The organism is Arthrobacter sp. P1_B11, assembly GCF_056406715.1.
The window spans coordinates 25180-34894 of the sequence record NZ_JBFTZQ010000039.1 but is presented as its reverse complement, the minus strand read 5'-3'; the positions used below and the strand labels follow the sequence as shown (position 1 = coordinate 34894).

Below are 9715 nucleotides of genomic sequence, written 5' to 3'. Positions count from 1 at the left end.
AGCCTGCACAGGTGAACCGGTTCAACCCCAACTCTCTCGCGGCCGCTGCCGTACTCCCCAAGCGGTCAAACACCGCGAAAAATGCATCCTTCTGATCCTGCGAGTACCACCCGGATCCTGATGAATCACCGCTTAAACGAACCACGGTCGTTGCAACTCCCAAAAGTCGGGGTGTTGCAACGACCCCTAGAAACCGCCCTGGTTCACTGGGGCCTCAGGTGTTCGTTCGCGCTGGAGTTCGCTGGGGAATGTACTCCGCAGGGATGATCTTGACCGTCGATGTTTCGCTGGGGCAACGGATTTCGTAGAGTGGGAAGGCTAAGGATGTCAGCCCCGGCTGCTATTACTTCTCTTAAACAATTCGCGCTCTCTCCCTAAGGATCCGTGAGCATGCTCGTCACCCTCATACGGCGCTTTTCCAAGCCGTATCTGCCGTACATCGTGGCTGTCATCGCCTTTCAGCTTGCGTCCACCATCGCCGCCCTTTACCTGCCGAGCCTGAACGCCCGGATCATCGACGAGGGTGTTTCGCGCGGCGACACCGACTTCATCTGGCGCACCGGCGGCATGATGCTCCTCGTCGCGTTCGTCCAGGTAGGCGCCGCCATCGCCGGGGTGTACTTCGGCTCCAAGACGGCCATGGCGATTGGCCGTGACCTGCGCCGTGGCGTGTTCCGCAAAGTGACGAGCTTTTCAGCCAAGGACGTCAACACGTTCGGGGCACCCACACTGATCACCCGGGGAACCAACGACGTCCAGCAGGTGCAGATGCTGGTGCTGATGGGCCTGAACTTCATGGTGTCCACCCCGATTATGTGCATCGGCGGCATCGTCATGGCGCTGCGAGAGGACATCAACCTGTCCTGGCTCGTCTGGGTCTCCGTGCCGGTTCTCATCGTGGTGGTGGGCTACATCGTGGTCCGCCTGATGCCGCTTTTCCGCTCCATGCAGACGAAGATCGACCGCATCAACGGCGTACTCCGCGAGCAGATCATCGGCATCCGTGTGGTGCGGGCCTTCGTCCGTGAGCCGTATGAGACTGAGCGATTCGGCCAGGCTAACAAGGAACTCACGGACGTTTCACTGAAGATCGGTGCCCTGTTCGTCCTGATGTTCCCGGCGATCGGCATGATCCTGCACCTGTCCACCGCCGCGGTGCTCTGGTTCGGCGGCCAGCGTGTGGACTCCGGGGACATGCAGGTTGGCTCCTTGACGGCCTTCCTGCAGTACCTGCTCCAGATCCTCATGGCGGTCATGATGGGCACGTTCATGGCCATGATGATTCCGCGGGCCTCGGTCTGCGCGGACCGCATTGGCGAGGTTCTCGACGTCGAGCCTTCCATCCACGACCCCGAGAGCCCGCAGACACCGGCGAAGCTCGAAGGCGTGGTGGAATACCGCAACGTCACCTTCGCCTACCCGGGAGCGGAAGCCCCCGTTCTCAGCAACATCAGCTTCACCGCGCGGCCGGGGGAGACCCTTGCCATCATCGGCTCCACCGGCGCCGGCAAGTCGTCCCTGCTGTCGCTGCTGCCCCGGCTCTATGACGTGGCCGACGGGGAAGTGCTGCTCGACGGCGTCCACGTCAGCAACCTGGACCGGGCGGAAATCACCAAACGCGTGGCCCTCGTGCCCCAGCGCCCCTACCTGTTCTCCGGAACCATCGAGCACAACCTGCGCTTCGGCAAGACCGAGGCAACCGATGAGGAACTGTGGGACGCGCTGCGCGTGGCGCAGGGCGACGGCTTCGTCCGCGAAAAGAAGAACGGGCTTGGATCCCGGATCTCCCAGGGCGGCACCAACGTCTCGGGTGGACAGCGGCAGCGCCTCTGCATCGCCAGGGCGCTGGTGACGAAACCCAAGGTGTACCTTTTCGACGACTCCTTCTCGGCCTTGGACGTTGCGACGGATGCGCGGCTGCGCGCAGCCCTGAAGCGGACCACCGCCGACGCCACGGTCATCATCGTGGCGCAGCGGATCTCCACCATTACCGACGCCGACCAGATTCTGGTGCTGGACAACGGCAGGATCGTGGACCGCGGAACGCATGAGGAACTGCTGGAAACCTCGCCCACGTACCAGGAAATTGTTGAGTCCCAGCTGAGCGTGGAGGAAGTCGCATGAGCGCCGACAAGAAGACCCTGCGCGACCGCAAAAAACCGGCAGGGACACTGACGGAGGAGACGGCGGCCGATCCCGCAGCGCTCGCAGACGACGACTTCGTCGAGGAGGAGTACAAGCCTTCGGAGGCGGACGGCGGCATGTTCGGCGCCATGCCGGCGAAGAAAGCCCAGAACTTCTGGCCCTCTGCCAAGCGGCTCCTGGGGCTGCTCAAGCCCGAGGCCGCGGGCATCTACATCGTGGTGGCCATGGTCATCGTGTCAGTGGTTCTCAACGTCATCGCGCCCAAAATTCTCGGCCAGGCCATGGACGTTATCTTCGGCGGCGTGGTGGGCAAGCAACTCCCGGCGGGCGTAAGCAAGGAGCAGTTCGTCAGCGGCCTGCGGGCGCAGGGCCAGGACAACTTCGCGGACATGATCGCGAAGATGGAGCTGGTTCCCGGCACGGGCATCGACTTCCAGAAACTGACGGTCCTGATCTCCGCAGTGCTGCTCATGTACTTCGTGGCCAACATCTTCCTGTGGCTTCAGGGCTATGTGCTGAACCGCATCGTCATGAAGGTCATCCGCCAGCTGCGCGACGACACCGAGAAGAAGCTCAACCGGCTGCCGCTGAACTACTTTGACACCCGCCAGCGCGGCGACGTCCTTTCCCGCGTAACGAACGACGTCGACAACGTCCAGCAGGCGCTCCAACAGGCGTTCGCGCAGCTGATCAGCTCGGTCCTGACCGTCGTTGGCATCGTCATCATGATGTTCATCGTCTCCTGGCAACTGGCCCTGATCGCCCTGATCGCGCTGCCGCTGTCCGGCGTGGCGGCCGGTGTGATCGGCGCGCGCAGCCAAAAGCTGTTCGCCGCGCAGTGGAGGAACACCGGCGAACTGAACGGCCAGATCGAGGAGTCGTTCTCCGGCCACGACCTGGTGCGGGTCTTTGGCCGTGACGCCGACATGCTGGAGCGTTTCGAGGAACGCAACGAGGCCCTGTACAAGGCCAGCTTCGGCGCGCAGTTCGTCTCGGGGATCATCTTCCCCGTCATGCAGTTCGTCTCCTACCTCAGCTACGTGGGCATCGCCGTCGTGGGTGGTCTCCGCGTGGCCTCCGGCAGCATGAGCCTTGGCGACGCGACGGCGTTTATCCAGTACTCGCGCGAGTTCACCCAGCCGCTGGGCCAGATGGCGGGCATGGCCAACATGCTGCAGTCCGGCGTGGCATCGGCCGAGCGCGTGTTCGAGTTCCTGGACGCGGACGAGCAGGATGCCGAGACGGCCACCCGGCACCTGCCTGCCAAGACGGACGGCCATGTGGAATTCCGCGACGTCACCTTCAGCTACACGGAGGACAAGCCGCTCATCGAAAACCTGTCCTTTACGGCCGAGCCGGGACACACCGTGGCCATCGTCGGACCCACCGGAGCGGGCAAGACCACCCTGGTCAACCTCGTGATGCGCTTCTACGAGCTCAACGCCGGCTCCATCACACTGGACGGTGTGGACGTCACGCAGCTGAGCCGGGCCGAGCTCCGTTCCAAGGTGGGGATGGTGCTGCAGGATGCCTGGCTGTTCGGCGGCTCCATTTACGACAACATCAAGTACGGCAAGCTGGACGCCACCGAGGATCAGATCATGGCAGCGGCCAAGGCCACGTTCGTGGACCGGTTCGTGCGTGCGCTTCCGGACGGCTATGACACGGTTATCGACGAGGAAGGCAACAACGTCAGCGCCGGCGAAAAGCAGCTGATTACCATTGCCCGGGCATTCGTCGCCAACCCGTCGCTGCTGATCCTGGACGAGGCCACGAGCTCGGTTGATACCCGCACCGAACTCCTTGTCCAGAAGGCGATGGCCGCGCTGCGGACGGACCGGACCAGCTTCGTGATCGCCCACCGCCTCTCCACCATCCGCGACGCCGACACCATTCTGGTGATGGAGAACGGCACGATTGTGGAGCAGGGCAACCACCAGACCCTGCTGGCTGCCGAAGGAGCGTACTACCGGCTGTACATGTCGCAGTTCGCGGGCGCCGATGTCGAGGAAACCTCCGTGGATGATTCGACGGCGGTGCACAGCTGACCGCGCACGGGTCGGCAGGCCATACCGATCCCCGGCGCATCGAGGTGCTCGTGCCGATGCGCTGGGGTGACATGGACGCCTACGGGCACATCAACAACGTGCAGGTCGTCCGCATGCTGGAGGAGGCCCGCATCGCCGCCTTCGGCCCGCCGCGGGGCGCCGGTCTGCCAGGGGTGGAACCGCACGTCTCCCTGTTCAACGATGTCGCTGAGGGCACCATGGCGCTCGTGGTGGACCACCGCATCAGGTACGTGAGGACCCTCGAGTACCGCAACGTTCCCGCCGTCGTCCAGCTGTGGATTGGTGCCGTCAAAGGCGCCAGTTTCGACATCCACTACCTTGTGCAGGACCCCGTTACTCGCGAGGATTGTGTGAAGGCGTCAAGCCACCTCGCCTTCGTCGACGAAGCCACCGGACGGGTCCTGCGGCTGACTCCGGAGCAGAAGCAGCGGCTGGAGCCCTTCACCGAACGCAAGGAGGCATAACGTGAAAAAGAAGAAGAAGGCCTGGAAGGACCTGCCGCCCGCCGCACGCATTGCAACGGTCATCCTGGGTGCCGCGCAGCTGGCATTCCTCGCCGCCGCCCAGCGCGATATCTCCCGCCGTCCGGCCGACCAGATCCGCGGCTCAAAGACGCTCTGGCGGGTGGTCACCCTGGTCAATTTCATCGGCCCGGGAAGCTACTTTGCATTTGGCCGGAAGAGGCTGCCGCTGCCTACCGGCAAGTAGGTTCGCCGGACGGCGTGGTGCTGGCGTTCAGCTTTAGCCTGTAAATTTGAAGGCATGACCCCCAACCCGAAGCCTGCCATGCACCGTGCCCTCGGCATCTCCAAAGAGATCGAAGACGCAGCGTGGTTTGTTCTTGGGGCCGGACTCCAGGGCAGGCCGTCTGCGCTGGACCGGCGCACCCAGACGTGGACTTCCGACGCCGCCGCGGAACTGCTGGAGCGACTGGAACGGGGCGTCGTGGACGCCAAGGCGCCCATGATGACCAATCTGCGGCACAGCCTCGCGGATGCCTCCCGGGCTGCGAAGCAGCTTGCCGTGGAGCTGCTGTTCCTGCAGTCGCTGCCCCTGGCGCACGAGGTCAAGTCCCTCAAGGTCAAGCGGGCCCGCGTGGCCGAAGCCGCGTCCTGGCTCGAACCCCCGCTCGAGCTTCCCGACGAGCTGTACCGGGGCATGACCGACCACGGCGTCATCCGGGACCGGACCGCGGAGTTCAACTGGACCATCTGGGACCACCTGAAGTGGCTTTGCCGGTTCGTGCAGCACGTCGACCAGCAGTCCACTTCAGCCATCAGCAGGGCGCTGAAGGACCCCTTGGCCTTCCACCTGCTGGCAGCGGGCACGCCGGAGGATCAGCCGGCCATCCGCCGCAGCGTTGAATACCTCACCTGGCCCGGCTACTTCGAACCCGTTGTGGCGGATGTTGAGCGCCGGGAGATCCGCGACGCCTTCGCCTCCCTGGTGGGCGGGGCCAAGGGCGACAGCGACGAGGAGATCACCGCAGACATCCGCCGCATCCGCCTGCACCTCGATGAGCAGGCAGGCCAGCGCATCGACTGGTATTCCCGCCAGCTCGTGAGCCAGTGGCGCAAGGTCGGCGATCCGGGCCGCCGTGCCTGGCTGCTGCGGACCCACTCCGACAACTCCGAACTGCTCGCAGCCTGGCGGGTCGAGGAAAAAGTGACGCTCGACGTCGAGCACCTCCGCCTGCTGGACGCCGGCGTCACCGCCGGGCTGGTCCAACATGCTGTGGACGAGGATTACAAGCACCTCGGCTACGTGGAGCGGGAGGACACCAAGACGGCGGTTTTCGCCTTCCTGACCGTGATGAAGCCGGGGGACCTGGCGCTCTACCAGAACGCCGGTGCCGTCCGGATCGGCGTCGTGCTGGGGGAGCCGGACCACAACGGGGACAACCGGCGGATGCGCCGCAAGGTCCGCTGGTTCGACGAAGCCCACGCCACGGCCGACCTGCCGCGCCACGTCCAGCGCCAGCTCGCCACGCCGGGCATCGTCGTCGATGTCACCCGCGTGGTGCAGGCGCTGCAGGCGCTTGTGCCTGCTGAAGCGGAAGCAGAGCCCGACGGCGATACGGAACCTGCCGCCGTCGTCGTCCCCGTCCAGGAGGGGTTCCGTCCCCTGACGCGCGAGTTCGCGGACTCGCTCCACATGGATCTGGAACCGCTGCAGGAGATCGCCGAACTGCTGGAGGAGAACCGGCAGCTGGTGCTCTACGGCCCGCCGGGAACGGGCAAGACGTACCTCGCGAAGCACCTCGCGGCCGAGCTCGCGCAGGACAGCACCGACGAGCGCGTGAAGCTGGTGCAGTTCCACCCTTCCTACGCCTACGAGGATTTCTTCGAGGGCTACCGGCCGGACAAGACGGACGAGGGGCAGGTGTCCTTCAAGCTCGTAGCCGGGCCACTGCGCCGGCTCGCCGAAGAAGCGGCCAAACCCGGCAACGAGTCGAAGCCGTACTTCCTGATCATCGACGAGATGAACCGCGCCAACCTGGCCAAAGTGTTCGGCGAGCTGTACTTCCTGCTGGAGTACCGCGACGACCGCATCTACCTGCAGTACAGCCCCAACGAGCCGTTCACGCTCCCGGACAACCTGTACATCATCGGCACCATGAACACCGCGGACCGTTCCATCGCCATGATGGATGCCGCCATCCGCCGCCGTTTCGCCTTCATCGAACTGCACCCGAACACCGAGCCGGTGAGGGGGTCGCTGCTGCGGTTCCTGGAGGCGCGGCAGCTGGACACCACCCCTGCGCGTTTGCTGGACGCACTGAACGGCGCCATCGACGAGTGGGACCGCGACCTCATGATCGGCCCCTCGTACTTCATGAAGAAGACGGCCCAGACCCCCTCCGGTCTGCGCCGGATCTGGAAATACGAGCTCATGCCGTTGCTCGAGGAGCACTACCACGGGCAGCTGAACCGCGCGCAGCTGGAGGAACGATTCGGGCTGGACCAGCTGCTGGGACGCCTTGCGGCTCGCTAGCTCGGCCGGATACCGCGCCAGGCCAAGCGGCGGCCCCGGCCCCGCGGGTGTCAGCCCAGCCGCACGCACCAAGCCCGGACATTCCGGACCGGATTTCCGGCACATCGTGCTTGACGAACTGTCCGGCGGCGTGGTGGAGAAGCTGGACCCAGCCAGCGCGGCCTTCCTGAACGCCAGCGGACTGGCAAAGGCCTCACCCATGGGGATGAGCCTGTACCGGATCGAGCCCATGGGCATGGTGGGATCCGTGCGGACGCCGCTGGTCCAGCTCGACGTACGGCCGAAGGACCGGCTGGGGTTGAGCCGGCTGCTGTTTCTGCTCAGTTACGCCGGTGACCAGGGTTTCCGCGACGATCCCGTGACCGCTGACGAGCACACCGAGCTGTGGAGTGCGCTGGCAGCGTCCCTGGCACAGCTGGCCGAGCGCGCCCTGCAGCGCGGCGTGCTCCAGGGCTACCTCACAGTCGACGAGTCCCTCCGGACGGTCAAGGGCCGGATCCGCATCTCGGACCAGATCTCGCGCCGGCCGGGCATGCTTGTGCCGCTGGAAGTGTCCTACGACGAGTTCACCGAGGACATCGCGGAGAACCGGATCCTCCGTGCCGCCCTCGAGCGCATGTCCCGCGTTCCCGGCGTGCGGCCGGACGTGCTGAGCCGCCTGCGGCAGCTCAAGGGAAAGCTCGACGCCGCCACTCGCCTTCAGTCCGGCGCTCCGCTGCCGCCGTGGCAGCCCAACAGGATGAATGCCCGGTACCACACGGTGCTCCGCCTCTCCGAGGTGATCCTGCGCAACGCCTCCGCCGAAGCAGGGGAGGGACAGCAGCAGACGGCGTCGTTCGTGGTGGACATGGACCGGGTCTTTGAGGACTTTGTGGGTGCCGCCCTCCGGCAGGCCATGGCTGCCTTTCCCGGTGAAATGCGGCTGCAGTACAACGCGATGCTCAACGAGGCCGTCCGGGATTCAGACCGGCTGACTGTCAGGCCCGACGCCGTGCACCTGCTGGGCGGACGGCCCGTGGTGGTCTACGACGCGCAATACAGGGCGCGCACGGATCGCGGGGCATCACTGACTGCCGACCATTTCCAAATGCTGGCGTGCTGCACGGCGTTGCAGGTGCCCACTGCGTGGCTGATCTATGCCGGTGCGGGGGAGGTAAAGCTGAGGCGGATCCTCAACACCGACATCGACATCGTGGAGTTTCCGCTGGATCTGTCGCGGCCGCCGTCGGAAATCCTGGCCGCGGTGACCGATCTCGCCGAGCAGTCCTGGGGAGAAGTTGTACGGCAGGCGAGGACGGGCATGTAGCTGCGTCGACCGGCCCCCGGGCGCCGTCTGGAGCCCGGTTCAGCTACGCCGGGTCTGCTTCCGGGTCTTCGAGGTCGCCGAACAGGGACTGCAGGTGCTCGAGCAGGGCCTTTTCGGGGCAACCAACGTTCTGCGCCAAAAGCCCCCGCAAACGGGTTCTGATACCGGCGCCCTCCGGGGACGGATCTTCCAGAATTGACGAGATGATGGCCATGGACTGGCGGCGCAAGGGGCCGAGCTCCGGGTCTTTTGTCGGCTGGTTGAACTGCGGCCATTCGGTGAGCTGCTCGGTGTAGGACCGCGGTCCTGCCGGCATCAATCGCTGAGACATTTCGCTCTCCCGGGCCGTCTGGTGGTTCACGTTCTGGTACTTGAAGGAGTCAAACTTCTTGTCCGCAAAGCTCAATGCTCTGACATTGGATCCTACGCCAACCCCCAGGGCTCCTCGCCCAACGGATTGAACAGCATGTAGAAACTCTAGCTCAAGACAGACAAGTCTGTCTCCCACTTGGGCTAGGATATTAACAAATGGAAGATTCATCCAGCTCCGCTTCATCGAGCGCCGGGATTACTCCTTCCGGAGGGCTTCAGCCCGCCCTGCATGCCGAGGAACCAGGCACGCCACCGCAGGCCCTTAAGACTGCTGTCGGGATCCGGGAACGGATCGTGGATGCGGCCTACGATCTCTTCGCCCACAGAGGGATCAGGGACGTGGGCATCAACGAACTCATCAGCCGCTCGGGTGTTGCCAAGGCCACTTTCTACCGCCACTTCGCCTCGAAAGACGATGTTGTGCTGGCCTTCCTTGAGCAGCGTGACCGCATGTGGACGGTCAATGCCATCGTGGGCGAAGCGCGGCGCCGGGCAGACACGCCCGAACAGCAGCTCCTCGCCATCTTCGACGTCTTCTCCGACTGGTTCCGCCGCACGGACTTCGAGGCCTGCTCCTTCATCAACGTGCTGCTCGAGATGGGTTCCACCCATCCGTTGGGCCGCGCGAGCATTGACTACCTCGCAAAGATCCGCGGGCACGTAAAGCAGCTTGCGGACGAAGCCGGCCTGCAGCGTACCGAGGACTTCTCCAGGTCGTGGCACATCCTGATGAAGGGGTCCATCATTTCCGCCGCTGAAGGCGACCTTGAAGCAGGCCAGCGCGCACGCCAGCTCGCCGGATGGCTGATCGATCACCACCGGGCTTGAG

At 64.7% G+C, this 9715-nt stretch carries 8 protein-coding genes; 7 read left to right on the top strand and 1 reads right to left on the bottom strand.

The annotated features are described in order from the left end of the window. Nucleotides 1-390 precede the first annotated feature (390 nt). From AC1D14_RS21090 to AC1D14_RS21065, 6 genes are all read left to right on the top strand, one after another. The gene (locus tag AC1D14_RS21090) at nucleotides 391-2124 is read left to right on the top strand and encodes an ABC transporter ATP-binding protein (RefSeq protein ID WP_476882433.1); all 1734 of its coding nucleotides are present in this window, start codon (nucleotides 391-393) and stop codon (nucleotides 2122-2124) included. A gap of 137 nt (nucleotides 2125-2261) precedes the next feature. Beyond that, complete coding sequence (locus tag AC1D14_RS21085) at nucleotides 2262-4193, top strand: ABC transporter ATP-binding protein (protein ID WP_476969132.1); 1932 nt, start codon at nucleotides 2262-2264, stop codon at nucleotides 4191-4193. Nucleotides 4194-4249: 56 nt separating this feature from the next. Further along, nucleotides 4250-4678, top strand: coding sequence for an acyl-CoA thioesterase (locus AC1D14_RS21080; protein WP_230120661.1), 429 nt, complete (start codon nucleotides 4250-4252; stop codon nucleotides 4676-4678). 1 nt (nucleotide 4679) lies between these two features. After that, nucleotides 4680-4922, top strand: a complete 243-nt coding sequence (locus tag AC1D14_RS21075; protein ID WP_230120659.1) for a PLDc N-terminal domain-containing protein — start codon at nucleotides 4680-4682, stop codon at nucleotides 4920-4922. A 54-nt stretch (nucleotides 4923-4976) separates the two neighbouring features. Next, nucleotides 4977-7208 (top strand): McrB family protein, encoded by a 2232-nt coding sequence (locus AC1D14_RS21070; RefSeq protein WP_476969130.1) that lies wholly within the window; start codon nucleotides 4977-4979, stop codon nucleotides 7206-7208. A 106-nt stretch (nucleotides 7209-7314) separates the two neighbouring features. Next, nucleotides 7315-8514, top strand: a complete 1200-nt coding sequence (locus tag AC1D14_RS21065) for a 5-methylcytosine restriction system specificity protein McrC (protein ID WP_476969129.1) — start codon at nucleotides 7315-7317, stop codon at nucleotides 8512-8514. A gap of 43 nt (nucleotides 8515-8557) precedes the next feature. Here AC1D14_RS21065 and AC1D14_RS21060 read toward each other — a convergent pair whose 3' ends face one another. Continuing rightward, nucleotides 8558-8845 carry a hypothetical protein gene (locus AC1D14_RS21060; protein WP_230120655.1) on the bottom strand — a complete coding sequence of 96 codons (288 nt, stop codon included), beginning with the start codon at nucleotides 8843-8845 and terminating at the stop codon, nucleotides 8558-8560. Between the two features lie 197 nt (nucleotides 8846-9042). On the opposite strand from AC1D14_RS21060, the gene AC1D14_RS21055 reads away from it, so the two are divergent. Then, nucleotides 9043-9714: a TetR/AcrR family transcriptional regulator gene (locus tag AC1D14_RS21055; protein WP_290369795.1), complete on the top strand. Its 672-nt coding sequence runs from the start codon at nucleotides 9043-9045 to the stop codon at nucleotides 9712-9714. Nucleotide 9715 lies beyond the last annotated feature (1 nt).